This is a genomic window from Limnohabitans sp. Hippo4 (assembly GCF_003063605.1).
In the GTDB taxonomy this organism is placed as follows: Bacteria; Pseudomonadota; Gammaproteobacteria; order Burkholderiales; family Burkholderiaceae_C; genus Limnohabitans_A.
Window position 1 is genome coordinate 66626 of sequence record NZ_NESE01000005.1, and the last position, 17553, is coordinate 84178.

A 17553-nucleotide genomic window follows, 5' to 3' on the forward strand; every position below is an offset into this window, starting at 1 on the left:
CATGCGCTCAACAGTCATCCCTTCTTTCGCGGACCAATGCGGCATCAACACCCAGGCCCGACAAGCCGAGGTGCAACGCGTACTGGCCTTGGCGCAAGCCTCTGGCCTGGCGTGGATCCGCTTGGTTTGGTGTGATGTGCACGGCAGCTTGCGCGGCAAAACGTGGGTCACTTCCGAGTTGGCCACTGCCTTTGCGCAAGGCATGGGCATGGTCAGCACCTTGATGCTCAAAGACACTTCAGATCGCACCGTCTACAAGGTGTTTGAAGCCGATGTCAAACATGAATTGCCTGGTTTTGAAGGCGCCAGCAATGTGATGTTGTTGCCCGACCCCAGCACCTTCAAAATTTTGCCTTGGGCCGAAAAAACAGGCTGGCTGATGTGTCAGCCTTGGTTCCCGAATGGCCAAGTTGTAACCTACGACTCGCGTCGTATTTTGCAAACTGCCTTGGAAAAGTTGGCCACCAAAGGCTGGGGCATGCGATGCGGCCTAGAAGTTGAGTTTCACATTTACAAACTCAAAGACGCCGAGCACGGTGACGATGCCGACCCTGCGCAAGCCGCATGGCCAGGACCAGCGCCCGAGGTCAGCATGATTCATCCCGGCTACAACTTGCTCAATGAGTTGTGGTTTGACCGCGCAGAACCTGCGCTGCGCATCGTCAAACAAACAGCCCAAGATTTGGGTTTGCCATTGTTGTCCCTGGAAATTGAACTGGGCCCCAGTCAAGTTGAAGCCGTGTTCAAAGCCACCGATGCCATGACGGCAGCCGACAACATGGTGCTTTTTAGAAGCGCCATCAAACAAGCCTTGAGACGCGCCGGCTATCACGCCACGTTCATGTGCCGACCGCCGTTTGAGAACATCATGAGCAGTGGCTGGCATTTGCATCAATCTCTCTACGACTTGCAAACAGGTCAGAACCTGTTTGCGCGCACCACTGCGCAAGACATTCAAGAGGCGCAATCGCTGCGTGCAGACGATGCCTGTCACGCTCTCTCCAAGATCGGTGCAACGTATCTGGCCGGCTTGTTGGCCCACGGTCAAGGCATGACGTCTTTGTGCACCACCACAGTCAATGGCTTTGGTCGCTTCAAGCCCAACGCTTTGGCACCCCAAAGCATTTTGTGGGGCCGCGACAATCGCGGCGCCATGCTCCGCGTGGTGGGTGGCCCCGGCGATGCTGGCACGCGCATTGAAAACAGAATGGGCGAGCCTGCTGCCAATCCCTACCTGTACATGGCCTCGCAAATTTTGGCGGGCTTGGATGGCATTGAAAACGATCTGACGGCGCCATTCGCCACAGAAGCACCTTACGCAGAAAGTGCCGAGCGTTTGCCCTTGACTTTGGGTGATGCCTTAGCGCGATTGGGCGATGACCCAATTTTGAGCGCGGGTTTGGGCGCTGACTTTGTGCGCTATTACCAGCGCATCAAACAGTCAGAGCAAACGCGTTTCAATGACGCGGAAGACAAGGTGGAATTTCAGCGGCGAGAGTATTTCAGCCGCATTTGATGAATCAGGCCCAAAGGCTGAACCCTTAGCGTTTCATGCCAGGGAAACCGCCACCGCCCATGCCGCCAAAGCCGCCCATGCCCTTCATGGCACCCAAGCGCTTCATCATCTTCATCATGCCGCCGCCGGACATTTTTTTCATCATGTCTTGCATTTGCTCAAACTCTTTGAGCAAGCGGTTCACATCCTGCACTTGAACGCCTGCGCCCATGGCGATGCGGCGCTTGCGCGTGGCTTTGATGAGTTCAGGTTTGCTGCGCTCACGCGGTGTCATGCTGTGAATGATGCCTTGCTTGCGCGCGATGTCTTTTTCGGCTTTGCCCAAATCCATGCTGCCAGCCTTGGCCGCCAACTGCGTGGGCAATTTGTCCATCAAACTGGACAAGCCACCCATTTGCTTCATTTGCTGAATTTGCGCCAAAAAATCATTCAAATCAAAACCGCTGCCGCTCTTGACTTTGGCCGCCAACTTTTGCGCGGCTTCCATGTCCACGCCGGCAGTGACTTGCTCCACCAAGGCCAAGATATCGCCCATGCCCAAGATACGGCCTGCATGTCGCTCGGCATCAAAAACTTCGAGGCCGTCAATTTTTTCGCTGGTACCTGCAAACTTGATGGGCGCACCCGTGATTTGACGCACAGACAAAGCCGCGCCACCTCGGGAGTCGCCATCCATCTTGGTCAGAACAATGCCGGTCAGAGGCAAAGCATCTTTAAAAGCTTTGGCGGTGTTGGCCGCATCCTGACCTTGCATGGCATCAACCACAAACAAAGTTTCCACAGGGTTCAAAGCCGCATGCAACTCCCGAATTTCAGCCATCAGGGCTTCGTCAATGGCCAAACGACCTGCCGTGTCGACCAGCAACACATCAAAGAAATGCTTGCGTGCGTAATCGATGGCAGCACGTGCAATGTCCAAAGGCTTTTGGTCAGGCGAACTGGGGAACCATTCGGCGCCGGCTTGTGCTGTGACGGTTTTCAGCTGCTCAATGGCCGCAGGTCGGTACACGTCGCCCGACACGGTCAGCACTTTTTTCTTGCGCTTTTCAATCAGGTGCTTGGCCAACTTGGCGGTGGTGGTGGTTTTACCGGCACCTTGCAAACCTGCCATCAAAATGACAGCAGGCGGTTGCGCTGCCAAGTTGATATCGGCCACACCTTCGCCCATGGTGGCAGCCAACTCGCGGTTCACGATGGCCACCAAGGCTTGGCCAGGCTTTAAAGAGCCCAGCACCTCTTGCCCCAAGGCTTTTTCTTTCACACGGGCAATGAAATCGCGCACCACCGGCAAGGCCACATCAGCCTCCAGCAAGGCCATGCGAACCTCGCGCAGCATGTCAGTGACATTGGACTCCGTGATCCGCGCTTGACCACTGATTTGCTTAACAAGTTGCGAGAGTTTGTCGGTGAGGGCGGAAGCCATAGGGAAAATTTCTCATAAACCGCTAGGTTTTGCGCCGATTGCCAGATTGCAAGGGCTCAAAACGCTAAACTAGGAAGCATGATTTTAGCCAGTCCATCTGATTTGGCGATGTGGTTGACGCTTTTAACTGCCATCGCTTATGCCATTCCCGCCATCACGGCAGATCGAATGGGCCCCAGCTTGGCACGCCGCTATTTGTGGCTCGCTTGGTTCTTGCATGGCGCCACCATTGGCATTGGTCTCTTGGGTGAAACACCGCGCTTTGGCTTTGCCCCCGCTTTGTCCGTCACGGTCTGGTGGGTCCTGACGGCCTACGCCGTCGAATCCCAATATTTTCCGCAATTGAAAGCGCGTTGGACCATGGCGGCCTTGGGCAGCGCCGCTGTGGCACTGGCTTGGGTGTTTCCTGGTCATGCACTTCAAGTCACCGCCTCCATTTGGCTACCCCTGCACTGGGCTTTGGGCATTGCCTCCTATGGCATGTTTGCCGCGGCCGTCATTCATGCAGCACTCATGACCAGCGCCGAAATTGAAATCCGACAAGGCAATGAAAACCAAAGTGGCTTGCCCTTGCTCACGCTAGAGCGGCTCATGTTCCGATTTGTGATGCTGGGCTTTGTTCTGCTCACCCTCACCCTCATTGCGGGCTTTGCTTTTGGCGAGCAGCTCTATGGTGCAGCGGGCGCGCATTGGAAATGGGACCATAAAACTGTCTTCTCCATCCTGTCCTGGCTCACCTTTGGCGCCTTGCTGCTGGGCAGACATCAATTTGGCTGGCGCGGCCGACGTGCTGTTCGCGTACTTTACTCGGGCGCCGCGCTGCTGCTGTTGGCTTATGCGGGCTCGCGTTTTGTGCTGGAAGTCGTTTTGGGGCGCAGCCTTTGAAAATTCTGCTGTTCCTGCTGACGATTTTGTTTGCGGTTTGGCTGTGGCGCAGAAACCGCTTGAATGCCTTGAACGAGCGCAAGTCCAAGTCCGCCGAAACCCATCCAGCCCCCACTCCCCCCACCTCAGAGCCCAGCCCCATGCAGGCATGCACACAATGCGGTGTGCACATGCCCGCGGCTGACATGGTGCAAGGGCAGCGCGGCATTTACTGCTCTCAGGCGCATTGCCAAGCCGCCTCGGACACCCGGGTCTAAACCGCCCTTCTTCCCTCGCAAGGCCCACACCATGCGCTTCGATCAATGGCAAAACGGCTGGTGCCAAGCGGCTGAGAAATGTGTGTCACCCAACCATGGCGCGCGGCCAGCGCAAGCCCAGATCGATTTGATCGTGGTTCACTCCATCAGCTTGCCACCGGGTGAGTACGGCACACAAGCCGTGCAACAGTTGTTCACCAACCAACTGGATTGGGACGCACACCCTTACTTTCAAAGCATTCGCGGCCTGGAAGTGTCTGCGCATTTCTTCATTGAGCGGCAAGGCAAAGTCTGGCAGTTCGTCAGTTGTGACGACCGTGCATGGCATGCCGGCGCTTCACATTACCGTGGCCGCGGCAACTGCAACGACGACTCCATTGGCATTGAACTGGAGGGCCTGGAAGGTGAAACTTTTGAAGCCGCCCAATACGACAGTTTGACGCAGCTATGCCAAGCCTTGAAACAACAATACCCCATCGCGTATCTGGCCGGTCACGAACACATCGCGCCGGGTCGCAAAAAAGATCCAGGACCTGGATTTGATTGGGCACTGTTGCAAAAAAATGTCGCGTGGCCGCCTCAGTACTTTCCCGAATTTTGAAAATATTTTTGAATATCCAAAAATATTTGGAGTGCCCTTGAGGCACTTTTTTTTGCACCAAGCAGGCGCATGCTTGTCACTTGTGAAATCAGGGGAATTCTCAAATCCTTGAATTTGCAAGGCTTTGCGCAAGCAAATGCAAGCCAAAGCACGCCAGCCCTCATTGGCCATTCAAACAGACTGATTTGATGCGCATTTCAAGGCATCGTTTTGATGCCCCAAATTTGCTCTTTTTTTGTTGGACAAATGCGCTCTCCTTTGTCAAGAAGTTTGTAGGCACCCAAGCTAGCCTGTACACTACCCCTAGTGGCTTGAATTCACCCCAGACCCCAGATATAGTGTCCCAACGCCAAAGACACTGTTCGGTGAAATACCAGAAAACAAACCACTTTGACGACCCCGTTTGACTGCTCAACCAAGCCCCCGCAAGGCTGCAGCCAACCAGAATTTTGAACCGACACTGACCACAGAGAACGCTATGCAAATTGAGCTAAATCCGACATCGAACCCCCAAGGCTTCTTGGGTGCCAACGATGCATCCACCGCATCGGCTGCGGCACCCCATGCTTTGGCCAACTACCAAATCATTCGCCGCAATGGCGCTGTGGTGCCCTTCGAGCCGAACAAAATTGCGGTTGCCTTGATGAAAGCCTTTTTGGCGGTTCACGGTACGCAAGGTGCGGCTTCTGCCAGCGTGCGAGAAGTGGTGGACGGCCTCACCCAAAACGTGGTGCGCGCCCTGATGCGCTCACGTCCTGGTGGCGGCACCTTCCACATTGAAGACGTGCAAGACCAAGTTGAGCTGGGCCTGATGCGCAGCAGCAACCACGAAGTCGCTCGTGCCTATGTGCTCTACCGTGAACGTCGCACCCAAGAACGCGCCCAAGTCAAAGAAGAAAAAGCCGCGGTCAGTGCCCACCCCACCTTGCACGTTTTGGACGGCGGCCAGCGCGTGCCCCTCGACGTCAACTATTTGCAAGGCCTCATCGTCAATGCTTGCCACGGTTTGGGCCAAGACGTCCATCCCGATCCCATCGTGGCCGAAACCATGCGCAACCTCTACGACGGCGTGCCCATGGAAGAGGTTTACAAGGCGTCCATCTTGGCGTCTCGCACCCTGATCGAAAAGGATCCTGACTACACCTACGTCACAGCCCGTCTCTTAATGCACACCATTGCCAAAGAAGTTTTGGGCCAAGAGGTGCTCTTGAAGGACATGGCTTCTCACTATGTGGACTACTTCCCTGGCTACATCAAAAAGGGTGTCGACAACGGCTTGCTCGACGAAAAACTCCTGCAATTTGACCTGCGCAAGCTGGCCACAGCCCTGAAAGCCGAGCGCGATCTGCAGTTCGATTACCTCGGCCTGCAAACTTTGTACGACCGCTACTTCTTGCACGTTCGCAAAACACGCATCGAGTTGCCCCAGTCTTTCTTCATGCGCGTCGCCATGGGCCTGGCCCTGAACGAAGCCGACCGCGAAGCCCGCGCCATCGAGTTCTACGAAGTCCTGTCTTCATTCGACTTCATGTCCAGCACCCCCACACTGTTTAACAGTGCAGGTTTGCGCTCACAGCTGTCCAGCTGCTACCTCACCACGGTGCCCGACGACCTCGACGGCATCTACGAGTCCATCAAAGAAAACGCTTTGCTGTCTAAATTTGCAGGCGGCTTGGGCAATGACTGGACCCGCGTTCGTGCTTTGGGCAGCCACATCAAGGGCACCAACGGCGAATCACAAGGCGTGGTGCCTTTCCTCAAAGTGGTCAACGACACCGCTGTGGCCGTGAACCAAGGCGGCAAGCGGAAAGGTGCGGTCTGTACTTACCTAGAAACTTGGCACCTCGACATTGAAGAGTTCCTGGAACTGCGCAAAAACACCGGCGACGACCGCCGCCGCACGCACGACATGAACACCGCCAACTGGATCCCCGACTTGTTCATGCGCCGCGTGATGGAAAAAGGCACTTGGACTTTGTTCTCGCCCTCCGATTGCCCCGATTTGCACGACAAGTTTGGTGTTGAGTTCGAAAAAGCCTACGTGGCTTACGAGCAAAAAGCCGCAGCCGGCGAAATCAAGCCCAGCCGCACCATTCAGGCCAATGACCTGTGGCGCAAGATGTTGTCCATGCTGTTTGAAACAGGCCATCCTTGGATCACTTTCAAAGATGCTTGCAACGTGCGCTCACCTCAGCAGCACGCCGGTGTGGTTCACTCTTCCAACCTGTGCACTGAAATCACTTTGAACACCAGCGACACCGAAACAGCGGTGTGCAATTTGGGTTCGGTCAACTTGCCACAGCACTTGATGGACGGCCCCAACGGCAAGCAAATCGACCACGCCAAATTGCAGCGCACCATTAAAACGGCCATGCGCATGCTCGACAACGTGATCGACATCAACTACTACGCGGTCAAAAAAGCGCGTGACTCTAATATGCGTCACCGCCCCGTGGGCTTGGGTCTCATGGGCTTCCAAGACGCGCTGTACCAAATGCGTGTGCCTTATGCCTCCCAAGAAGCCGTGCAATTTGCCGACACGTCCATGGAAGCCATCTGCTACTACGCTTACTGGGCTTCTACCGAGTTGGCTGCCGAGCGTGGCAAGTACTCTAGTTACAAAGGTTCTTTGTGGGACCAAGGCATCTTGCCTTTGGACACCCTCAACCTGCTGGAAAAAGCCCGCGGTGGTTACGTTGAAGTCGACCGCAGCAGCACCATGGACTGGGATGCTTTGCGCAAGAAGATTGCCAAAGACGGCATGCGCAACTCCAACTGCGTGGCCATTGCGCCTACCGCCACCATCTCCAACATCATTGGTGTCGACGCTTGTATCGAGCCTTGCTTCGGCAATTTGTCCGTCAAGTCCAACTTGTCTGGCGAGTTCACCATCATCAACAGCTACCTGGTTCGCGATTTGAAGCGCCTCGGTCTGTGGGACGATGTCATGGTCATGGACTTGAAGCACTTCGACGGCTCATTGCGCCCCATCGACCGTGTGCCACAAGAAATCAAGGCCTTGTACGCCACGGCCTTCGAAGTGGAAACCACATGGATTGTGGAAGCTGCTGCACGTCGCCAAAAATGGATTGACCAAGCCCAGTCGCTCAACATCTACATGTCGGGCGCGTCGGGTAAAAAATTGGACGACACCTACAAGCTGGCTTGGTTGCGCGGTCTTAAAACCACTTACTACCTGCGCACCATCAGCGCCACACACGCCGAGAAATCAACTGTGTCAAACAACCAGATGAATGCGGTGTCTTCTGGCTCTTCAACTGGCGGCGTATCTGCATCGAGTGCATCTGCACCCGCACAGTTCTCAGGTGTGCCTGCAACCGATGTGAAGTTCACAGCCATCGACGATGTTGGCTGCGAAGCTTGCCAATAACTTTTCAAGCGTCAGGAAATTCTTTTTCTCAATTTCAAAATCACGACGAAGAAATACAATGCAAAAACGCAACACTTCTTCGCGTGATTTCATTTCATTTCAAAACATTGCTTTGCATTTCGTCCGCAAGCTTTCATAATTCACTCATTGGAAATTTCTATGTTGTCCTGGGACGATTCATCTAAACCTGCGTTGCAACCTGCAATGCCAAGCTTTCCCCCAAGCGGTCCATCTGCCGACCGCTTCGCTGATCTGTCTTCATTCAGCGGCTCACCTGTCAACACAGTAACTGCAGCACCCTCTCCCGTCATGACCGCTGCCACTGGCACTTCAAAGCGCGTCAACGCCGCCGACAAACGTATCATCAATGGCCAGACCGACGTCAACCAGTTGGTGCCTTTCAAATACAAATGGGCTTGGGAAAAATACCTCGCCACTTGCGCCAACCACTGGATGCCGCAAGAAGTCAACATGACACGCGACATCGCTCTCTGGAAAGACCCCAACGGTTTGACCGAAGACGAGCGCCGCTTGGTCAAGCGCAACTTGGGCTTCTTCGTCACGGCCGACTCATTGGCTGCCAACAACATCACGCTGGGCACTTACCGTCACATCACAGCGCCCGAGTGCCGTCAGTTCTTGCTCCGTCAGGCTTTTGAAGAAGCCATTCACACCCACGCCTACCAGTACATCACTGAGTCCTTGGGCCTGGACGAAAGCGAAATCTTCAATGCCTACAACGAAGTTCAGTCCATTCGCGACAAAGACGAGTTCCTGATTCCGTTCATTCACGCCATCATGGACCCCAACTTCAAAACGGGTACGCAGGAAACTGACCAAACCCTCTTGAAGTCGCTCATCGTGTTTGCTTGCCTCATGGAAGGCTTGTTCTTCTACGTGGGCTTTACCCAAATTTTGGCTTTAGGCCGTCAAAACAAGATGACTGGCGCTGCCGAGCAGTACCAGTACATCCTGCGCGACGAATCCATGCACTGCAACTTCGGCATCGACTTGATCAACCAGATCAAACTCGAAAACCCCCAGTTGTGGACGGCCGAATTCAAAGCCGAAATCAATGCTTTGTTCTTGAAAGCTGTTGAATTGGAATATCGTTATGCCGAAGACACCATGCCCCGCGGCGTGCTCGGTCTTAACGCTTCCATGTTCAAAGGTTACTTGCGCTACATCGCCAACCGCCGTGCCACCCAAATTGGCTTGGAAGCCCTCTTCCCCAACGAAGAGAACCCCTTCCCATGGATGAGCGAAATGATTGACTTGAAGAAAGAACGTAATTTCTTCGAGACCCGCGTCATTGAATACCAGTCGGGCGGCGCCCTGTCTTGGGACTGAACCTTTCTACATGACGTTCCTGTTTAAACCTCACACCACGACCGCGCTCAGCGGCGCTGGGGTGAGGTTTTTCCCCATTCAAGGTGTTGAGATTCACTCTCAGCACCTTGAATCGCTTTGCGACTCCAACATTTGCAAAGTGTTTCACCCTGTTGATTTTTCTAATTGATCAAGGAGAAAAAAATCATGGCAACTGCAAAAAAAGCGGCACCAAAAAAAGTCGCAGCAAAAAAAGCAGCCCCTAAAAAGGCCGTAGTGAAAAAAGCCGCTGCTCCCAAAAAGGCAGCTCCTAAGAAGGCAGCAGCTCCTAAAAAAGCAGCTCCTAAGAAGGCCGTAGCGAAAAAGGCAGCAGCTCCTAAAAAGGCAGCTCCTAAGAAGGCCGTAGCAAAAAAGGCAGCAGCTCCTAAAAAAGCAGCTCCTAAAAAAGCCGCAGCTAAAAAAGCAGCTCCTAAAAAAGCAGCAGCTAAAAAAGCAGCTCCTAAAAAAGCCGCTAAAAAAGCCGTTGCTAAGAAAGCTGTAAAGAAAGCTGCTCCTAAAAAAGCAGCTCCCAAAAAAGCTGCTAAAAAAAAAGTAGCTAAGAAAGCAGCGAAAGCACCCGCTGCCCCTGCTCCCGCTTCGACAGCACTGAATCCTCAAGCTGCATGGCCGTTTCCTTCGGCCGCCAAGCCTTGATTCAACGTTGATACGTTAGCGAAAGCAAAAGCCCGATGCTGAAAAGCGTCGGGCTTTTTTCATGGCATGGCCAAATTCAGGGGTAAAAAGTCAGCAAACGGTAACCGACGAAATTGACCTCGGGGTTCACCAAGCTAAGTTGAAGTGACATGGGCAAAATGTCGCCTGCAGCCATGACTGGCGGTCCGCCCCACTGCGACAAATCCAAGACCTTGCGCATCACCGCTTGGTCTTGCGCATCCGTGAGGGTCAGTTCGATCCAAGGCGTTGCCACAGGCACTTTGGCCGAATTCCTCAGGTGAACTTCAAAGGCCCAATGCAAAGAGACTGCCGTGTCCAAGGCATCCAAACTGGAGGACACTTGGTCAATGGCTGCATGATCAATGACCACCGCATCGGCTTGCTTCAGAGGGCCCACTTTGCAATCCGCCCACAAACACAACTGGGCAAGTGCTGGCCGCAAATCAGGTTGATGCGCCGCCAACTCATCTTTGAAAAACAAGCTGGCCTGAAACACCAATCCCAAAACACCCAAGAAGGCCCAGGCGATCAAGCCAGCGTTGGTCATTGCTTAATTGCGTTGCGCTGTCATCAAAATCCAGCCATCTTCGCGATCCGCCACCTTCAAGGTGATGTGGGGCGCATAGGCTTGGATGAGTTCTTCTTCTTGGCGCTCCAAGATACCTGCCAATACCAAATGACCGCCTGCATGCACATGACTGCAAAGCAGAGGGGCGAGCACCTTCAAGGGCGTGGCCAAAATATTGGCCAAAACGGTGTTGTAAGTGCCTTGCGCCAATTCGGGCAAGCCCGCGTTGAGCTGAACGCCGTTGGCTTGCGCATTGAGTTCGGTGGACGTGACAGCGGCCTCATCAATGTCGACTGCATCAATGTGTGACGCGCCAAACTTGGCCGCACCAATGGCCAAAATGCCAGAACCACAACCGTAATCCAAGACCCGCTGCGATGTCACCTCGTGCGTGGCAATCCAACGCAAACACATGCGTGTGGTGGGATGCGTTCCGGTGCCAAAGGCCAGGCCTGGATCGAGGCGAATCACTTCACGCGCTTGGGCGGGAGGCTCATGCCATGTGGGCACGATCCAAAACTCAGGCGTGATTTCGACGGGCGCAAATTGAGACTGTGTGAGGCGAACCCAATCTTGATCGGGCACCGCCGCGATGGACAAGATTTGGCAGGACTCAAAAAAATCTTGCGCTGCCAACAAGACAGCTGCTTCTTGGGCTTGTTCTTCTTTGGCAAACAAGGCCACCATCTTGGAACGCTGCCAACCGTCTTTGGGGGGCGGCATGCCAGGTTCGCCGAACAAAGCTTGTTCGTGCTCGGTTTCCGCGTCGGCGTCTTCCACAGACACACTCAAAGCATCCAATGCATCCAGTGCTTCACTCAAGACATCCACACGTGCCTCGGGGCACAACAAGTTCAGTTCATACATAGGTCAGCTTTTGCGTTGACGCAACCACTCTTCCAAGTAATGGATGTTGGTGCCGCCTGAGACGAATTTGGAATCACGCAAAATTTCTCGGTGCAATGGAATGTTGGTGCTGATGCCCTCCACCACCATTTCACCCAAAGCAGTTTGCATGCGTGCAATGGCTTGTTCGCGCGTGTCGCCATGTGCAATGATTTTGCCAATCATGGAGTCGTAGTTAGGTGGCACAAAGTAATTGTTGTAGACATGCGAGTCCACGCGAATACCAGGACCGCCTGGTGCATGCCAAGTGGTAATTCGGCCAGGAGAAGGCGTGAACTTGAAGGGATCTTCAGCATTCACACGGCATTCGATGGCATGGCCTCGAATTTCAATTTGGCGTTGTGAGAATGGCAACTTCTCACCTGCGGCCACCATAATTTGTGTTTTGACAATGTCGATGCCAGTGATCCACTCGGTCACGGGGTGCTCAACTTGGACGCGGGTGTTCATTTCAATGAAATAGAACTCTCCGTTTTCATACAAAAACTCGAAGGTGCCAGCACCACGGTAATTGATTTTTTTGCAAGCAGCCACACAGCGTTCGCCGATCTTGTCGATCAGTTTGCGGGGAATGCCAGGCGCTGGTGCTTCTTCGACCACTTTTTGGTGACGGCGCTGCATGGAGCAATCGCGCTCACCCAAGTAAACCGCGTTCTTGTGTTTGTCCGCCAAGATTTGAATTTCAATGTGGCGTGGATTCTGCAGGTACTTTTCCATGTACACCGCAGGATTGCCAAACGCAGCGCCCGCTTCGGCCTTGGTCATTTGCACCGCATTGATCAGGGCTGCTTCGGTGTGGACCACACGCATACCGCGCCCACCACCACCACCGGCAGCTTTGATGATGACCGGGTAGCCAATGCTTTTGGCCGTGCGGCGGATGATGACGGGATCATCGGGCAACTCGCCTTCAGAGCCGGGCACACAGGGCACGCCCGCCTTGATCATGGCTTGTTTGGCCGACACTTTGTCACCCATGATGCGGATGGACTCGGGCGTAGGTCCAATGAATTGGAAACCGCTCTTTTCGACACGCTCGGCAAAGTCGGCGTTTTCGCTCAGAAAACCGTAGCCTGGGTGAATGGCTTCAGCATCGGTGACTTCTGCTGCCGAAATGATGGCCGGCATGTTGAGGTAGCTGAGGTTGGACGCGGCGGGCCCAATGCAAACGGCCTCTTCGGCCAGTTTGACGTACTTGGCTTCGCGATCGGCTTCGGAATAAACCATGACAGCTTTGATGCCGAGCTCGCGGCATGCACGCTGAATTCGCAGGGCAATTTCCCCGCGATTGGCAACCAGAATTTTCTTGAACATGAGAATCCCGGTGGTTTATTCGATGATGTACAAAGCTTGGCCGTACTCAACAGCCTGACCGTTTTCACACAAGACTTGCTTCACAACGCCAGACTTGTCAGATTCGATTTCATTCAAAATCTTCATGGCTTCAATGATGCACAGCGTGTCGCCTTCTTTGACGGTGTCGCCCACCTGAACAAATGGGGCAGCACCTGGACTGGACGATCTGTAGAACGTGCCAACCATGGGAGATTTGACAGTATGGCCTGCAGCAGCAGCCTCGGCGGCTACGGCAGCCGCAGTGACAGCGGCAGCTTCTGCAATTTCTGACACCGAAGGCGCAGCGGCGGGAGCAGCAACAGGTGCAGCGGCTGGCACCATGACTTGATGCGTGTGGACAGGTGCGCCAGAAGCGACAGCACCTTTGACAATTCGAACCTTGCCTTCTGCCTCGGTGATTTCCAGTTCTGTGACGTTGGAGTCGGAAACCAAGTCGATCAAGGTTTTCAATTTGCGCAAATCCATGTTACCCCCTGTGTTTGCTGTCGAAAACGTGGAATTTACACTAAAAATCCTCTTAAATAGCTACAAATGCACTCATTTCCAAGCTTAAAGGCCGAAAGAAGCCAGTTTTTAAGGGGCAAGGATGCAGGTCCGCTTTGCAAATGCCGGGCTCAGGCCACTTTTTGCAACCAGCTGTCCAAATCCTTTTGGTCTAATTTGCCGGCTTTTTGCGCTAAAAGCCTACCTTTTGCATCGAAAAGTACGCTGTAGGGCAAAGCGCTTTGCGCGTTGCCAAGGCTAACCCCCAACTCAGTGCCCACCATGCCCGCCAAACCGTTGGGGAACTGCAAAGGCTTTTGCGTCAAGAAGCGTCGAACCTGACTAGGTTGATCCACAGCCAAACCAACAACTTGAAAGGATTTAGATTGATTTGCCTTATAAAAGGCATCAATTAAAGGAAGTTCTTCAATACAAGGCGGACACCAGGTGGCCCAAAAATTCACCAACAGGGGTTTGCCTCGAAACGCCTTCATCTCCAAAGTACCCCCTTCAGGCTTTTCGAAGGTCTGACTCCAGAAATTCTGGACAGCCACATCCATCACACCTTGTGGTTGGTATTTTTGCCAAGCCACAAAAGAACCCGCCAAACCGGCTGCCGCCGCCACACCTGCCGTGATCCAGTGACGGCGCGCCATGCCACTGTCCTGCAAATCTTCGGTGAGAACGGCTTGTTTCTTTAAATTTTCTTGATCTGACATTCTTTTTCCATCAACTTCGTTCATTTAACCGGATCATGCATCAATCAAGCGCTGCACAGCCAAGGCATCACCACGTGGCGAGCGGCCCTGGGAATCAAGCTTCAAGGCACCTCGGACATCGTCGTATTCATTGATCAGCAAGTGCACGCCAATTTCTTCACCCAACTCTTTGCAGTAACTGTGGATGCTCAAGGCTTCCACAGGATCACCATGCAGGCCATTGACCGTTCGCGCTTCAAAGTCAACACCCTGGTTGATGAGCTCAATTTCGCACGATTTCTCATCATCGCAAAACAACTGCAAGTAAATGTCTGACAACCGGGTGGCCGTGCCATGCCACACCGCACCCCCCAAATAGGGTCTGAAATCTTGCAAGCGCTTCATCCACATCAAAGCGTGCTGACGCAATGCCAACAATTCGGCAGCTTGGGTGTCCGCGCAAAACACGGCAATGTATTCATGCACCTGCGCTTCAACTTGATCGTTGTTGGGCAGGGGTGTTCTTGGCGGCAAGCCCAGCATTTTCAAGGCGCGGCGTTTGGCAGGCCCGTACTCCAAGCCCTCCTCCACCACACATTGCGCAGCCGAGGCTGCAATTTCATCTGTTAAATCTGCCATGACGCCATTGTGCACCGCCTAAAATCTCCCTATGCATATACATATATTGGGCATTTGCGGCACCTTCATGGGAGGCTTGGCCGCCTTGGCAAGAGAAGCGGGACATCGCGTCACAGGCTGTGACGCTGGCGTCTATCCCCCCATGAGCGACCAACTGGAAGCCTTGGGCATTGAGTTGATTGAAGGCTTTGGGGCTGAGCAAATGCGCCTTCAACCCGATTTGTACGTGGTCGGCAACGTGGTCAGCCGCAGCCGATTACCCTCGGGCGAGCCCAAGTTTCCCTTGATGGAAGCCATTTTGGAATCTGGCGCTCCCTACACCAGTGGCCCCCAGTGGTTGGCAGAACACGTGCTGCAAGGTCGCCATGTGCTGGCTGTTGCTGGCACCCACGGCAAAACCTCCACCACCTCCATGCTGACATGGATCTTGGAAGCTGCCGGTCTCACGCCAGGCTTCTTGGTGGGTGGCGTGCCCTTGAACTTTGGTGTGTCAGCACGCCTTGGCCAACTGGCCAACGGCCACTCGCGCCCCTACTTCGTGATCGAAGCAGATGAATACGACACAGCTTTTTTCGACAAGCGCAGCAAGTTCGTGCACTACCGTCCTCGCACCGCCATCTTGAACAATTTGGAGTTTGACCACGCCGATATCTTTGACAACCTCCAAGCCATTGAACGTCAGTTTCACCACTTGGTGCGCACGGTGCCAGGTCAAGGTCGCTTGGTGGTCAATGGTCTGGAAGAGAGTTTGACGCGTGTCTTGGCGCAAGGTTGCTGGAGTGAGGTCCGCAGCTTTGGCACGGCCGTCAGTGACTTTTCAGCGCTGGGCGAACCCAGTGATTTTGAAGTCTTGCACCAAGGTCACAAAGTAGCGCACGTGCAATGGTCGCTGGGCGGCGTGCACAACCAGCACAACGCATTGGCCGCCATTGCAGCGGCCGAACATGCAGGTGTCTCACCCGATGTGGCCGCCAAAGCTTTGTCGAGTTTTCAAAATGTGAAGCGCCGCATGGAAGTGCGCGGTACCGTGGCGGGTGTGACGGTCTACGATGACTTTGCGCATCACCCCACCGCCATTCGCACCACCCTCGATGGCTTGCGCCGACAAGTCGGTCAAGCGCGCATCCTGGCCATCTTCGAGCCGCGCAGCAACACCATGAAACTGGGCACCATGAAATCGCAACTGCCTTGGAGCTTGGAACAAGCCGATTTGTCCTTTTGTCACAGCGGTGGCTTGGACTGGGATGCCCACGCGGCCTTGGCCGAGATGGGGGCCAAAGCACAAGTGGCCAGCACCATTGAGGACTTGGTCAAACAAGTGCTTGCCGCTGCGAAACCTGGCGACCATTTGCTGTGCATGAGCAATGGCGGCTTTGGCGGTATTCACGACAAGCTCTTGAAGGCATTGAAGTCTGCATAAAAAAAGCGCCTGAACACAGGCGCTTTTGAAGCATTGGCACGGTCCTTGTCTAAAAGTTCCGCGTCCTTTGCATTTATTTTTGTCGACGTGCCAACACGGCTTTGGACAGCGTCTCCAACACCTTCTCGCTGTCAGGCCAACCAATGCACGCATCGGTGATGCTTTGCGCGTACTTCAATGCGCTGGGGTCGTCTTTGCCAGGCGTGAATTTTTGCGCACCCCCTTCTAAGTGGCTTTCCACCATCACACCAAAAATCTGATGTGAGCCTTTGCTGATTTGCGCTGAAATGTCATTCGTCACATCCACTTGACGCTCATGCTGCTTGCTGCTGTTGGCATGGCTGCAATCGATCATCAAGGTGGGCTTCAGTTTGGCTGCCACCAAGTCTTTGCAAGCTGCATTGACACTGGCTTCATCGTAATTGGGCGCTTTGCCGCCGCGCAAAATCACATGGCAATCGGGATTGCCTTGGGTTTGCACAATCGCCACTTGACCGTTCTTGTGAACCGACAAAAAGTGGTGGCCACGCTCGGCGGCTTGAATGGCGTCGGTGGCAATTTTGATGTTGCCATCGGTGCCATTTTTAAAGCCGATGGGTGCCGACAAACCCGAAGCCAATTCGCGGTGCACTTGGCTTTCGGTGGTGCGTGCGCCGATGGCGCCCCAGCTGATCAAATCGCCAATGTACTGAGGCGAAATCACATCCAAGAACTCACTGCCTGCAGGCAAGCCTTGGCGGTTGATTTCAATCAGCAACTGACGTGCAATGCGCAAACCTTCGTCAATGCGGAAGCTCTCGTCCAAGTAGGGGTCATTGATCAAACCCTTCCAACCCACTGTGGTACGGGGCTTTTCAAAGTAGACACGCATCACAATTTCCAAGGTGTCTTGGTATTTGTCGCGCAAAGGCTTCAGACGACGTGCGTAATCCAAAGCGGCTGCGGGGTCGTGAATCGAGCAAGGACCAATGACCACCAGCAGACGGTCGTCTTTGCCGGCCATGATGTTGTGAATCTTGCGACGCGTTTGTGAAATGAGCGTTTCCACCGCCGTTCCCGTGATCGGGAAAAAGCGCATCAAATGCTCAGGCGGCGGCAACACGGTGATGTCCTTGATGCGTTCGTCATCGGTTTGCCCAGTGCGATCTGTGGGGTTCGCATAACGAGGCTCCGAATTGGCTTTGGCTTTGGTGTTCATCGTGTGCTCCTGTTCAAAAATAAAAATGGTTTCGGTGAGATGCAAAAAAAAACCGCCGGGGGTTGAGTCCGGCGGTTGGTAGAGGGGTTCAGTGACTTATGCGCTGGCCTCTCGTCCGCCTAGGACTGAGAATGCAAAATAAAAGCTAAAAAAGCTCAAGCGCGTATTC

Annotated in this window: 16 protein-coding genes; 8 read left to right on the forward strand and 8 right to left on the reverse strand. The window is 54.0% G+C overall.

Annotation, left to right across the window (positions count from 1 at the left end):
• Nucleotide 1: 1 nt before the first annotated feature.
• Nucleotides 2-1516, forward strand: coding sequence for a glutamine synthetase family protein (locus B9Z46_RS12660; RefSeq protein WP_108257005.1), 1515 nt, complete (start codon nt 2-4; stop codon nt 1514-1516).
• Nucleotides 1517-1541: 25 nt separating this feature from the next.
• Here B9Z46_RS12660 and ffh read toward each other — a convergent pair whose 3' ends face one another.
• Nucleotides 1542-2939: a signal recognition particle protein gene (gene ffh / locus B9Z46_RS12665; protein ID WP_055361618.1), complete on the reverse strand. Its 1398-nt coding sequence runs from the start codon at nt 2937-2939 to the stop codon at nt 1542-1544.
• Nucleotides 2940-3017: 78 nt separating this feature from the next.
• Between ffh and B9Z46_RS12670 the strand changes: the two genes are divergently transcribed.
• The 6 genes from B9Z46_RS12670 to B9Z46_RS12695 all read left to right on the forward strand — a co-directional run bounded on the left by B9Z46_RS12670 (nt 3018) and on the right by B9Z46_RS12695 (nt 10095).
• A complete protein-coding gene (locus B9Z46_RS12670) occupies nt 3018-3824 on the forward strand; it encodes an inner membrane protein YpjD (RefSeq protein WP_108257007.1) in 807 nt (268 codons plus the stop codon).
• Entirely contained in the window at nt 3821-4081 is a 261-nt protein-coding gene (locus tag B9Z46_RS12675) for a PP0621 family protein (protein ID WP_108257009.1), read from the forward strand. Before B9Z46_RS12670 ends, B9Z46_RS12675 begins: the two co-directional genes overlap by 4 nt.
• 31 nt (nt 4082-4112) lie before the next feature.
• Nucleotides 4113-4682, forward strand: a complete 570-nt coding sequence (gene ampD, locus B9Z46_RS12680) for a 1,6-anhydro-N-acetylmuramyl-L-alanine amidase AmpD (RefSeq protein WP_108257011.1) — start codon at nt 4113-4115, stop codon at nt 4680-4682.
• A 478-nt stretch (nt 4683-5160) separates the two neighbouring features.
• Nucleotides 5161-8073 carry a ribonucleoside-diphosphate reductase subunit alpha gene (locus B9Z46_RS12685; RefSeq protein ID WP_108257013.1) on the forward strand — a complete coding sequence of 971 codons (2913 nt, stop codon included), beginning with the start codon at nt 5161-5163 and terminating at the stop codon, nt 8071-8073.
• A 159-nt stretch (nt 8074-8232) separates the two neighbouring features.
• Nucleotides 8233-9423 carry a ribonucleotide-diphosphate reductase subunit beta gene (locus B9Z46_RS12690; protein ID WP_055361626.1) on the forward strand — a complete coding sequence of 397 codons (1191 nt, stop codon included), beginning with the start codon at nt 8233-8235 and terminating at the stop codon, nt 9421-9423.
• Nucleotides 9424-9609: 186 nt separating this feature from the next.
• Nucleotides 9610-10095 carry a histone H1-like repetitive region-containing protein gene (locus B9Z46_RS12695; protein ID WP_055362067.1) on the forward strand — a complete coding sequence of 162 codons (486 nt, stop codon included), beginning with the start codon at nt 9610-9612 and terminating at the stop codon, nt 10093-10095.
• A 76-nt stretch (nt 10096-10171) separates the two neighbouring features.
• On the opposite strand, the gene B9Z46_RS12700 is transcribed toward B9Z46_RS12695, so the two are convergent.
• The 6 genes from B9Z46_RS12700 to B9Z46_RS12725 form a co-directional block, all read right to left on the reverse strand.
• Entirely contained in the window at nt 10172-10663 is a 492-nt protein-coding gene (locus B9Z46_RS12700) for a DUF3426 domain-containing protein (protein WP_108257015.1), read from the reverse strand.
• 3 nt (nt 10664-10666) lie between these two features.
• Complete coding sequence (gene prmA / locus B9Z46_RS12705; RefSeq protein ID WP_055361629.1) at nt 10667-11551, reverse strand: 50S ribosomal protein L11 methyltransferase; 885 nt, start codon at nt 11549-11551, stop codon at nt 10667-10669.
• Nucleotides 11552-11554: 3 nt separating this feature from the next.
• Nucleotides 11555-12904, reverse strand: coding sequence for an acetyl-CoA carboxylase biotin carboxylase subunit (gene accC / locus B9Z46_RS12710; RefSeq protein ID WP_055361630.1), 1350 nt, complete (start codon nt 12902-12904; stop codon nt 11555-11557).
• A 15-nt stretch (nt 12905-12919) separates the two neighbouring features.
• Nucleotides 12920-13411 carry an acetyl-CoA carboxylase biotin carboxyl carrier protein gene (gene accB, locus B9Z46_RS12715; RefSeq protein ID WP_108257017.1) on the reverse strand — a complete coding sequence of 164 codons (492 nt, stop codon included), beginning with the start codon at nt 13409-13411 and terminating at the stop codon, nt 12920-12922.
• 149 nt (nt 13412-13560) lie between these two features.
• Nucleotides 13561-14148: a TlpA disulfide reductase family protein gene (locus B9Z46_RS12720; protein WP_233246014.1), complete on the reverse strand. Its 588-nt coding sequence runs from the start codon at nt 14146-14148 to the stop codon at nt 13561-13563.
• 33 nt (nt 14149-14181) lie between these two features.
• Nucleotides 14182-14766, reverse strand: coding sequence for a hypothetical protein (locus B9Z46_RS12725; protein ID WP_108257114.1), 585 nt, complete (start codon nt 14764-14766; stop codon nt 14182-14184).
• A 31-nt stretch (nt 14767-14797) separates the two neighbouring features.
• Between B9Z46_RS12725 and mpl the strand changes: the two genes are divergently transcribed.
• Entirely contained in the window at nt 14798-16186 is a 1389-nt protein-coding gene (gene mpl, locus B9Z46_RS12730; RefSeq protein WP_108257019.1) for a UDP-N-acetylmuramate:L-alanyl-gamma-D-glutamyl-meso-diaminopimelate ligase, read from the forward strand.
• 73 nt (nt 16187-16259) lie between these two features.
• On the opposite strand, the gene B9Z46_RS12735 is transcribed toward mpl, so the two are convergent.
• Entirely contained in the window at nt 16260-17384 is a 1125-nt protein-coding gene (locus tag B9Z46_RS12735; RefSeq protein ID WP_055361633.1) for a 3-deoxy-7-phosphoheptulonate synthase, read from the reverse strand.
• Nucleotides 17385-17553: the final 169 nt, after the last annotated feature.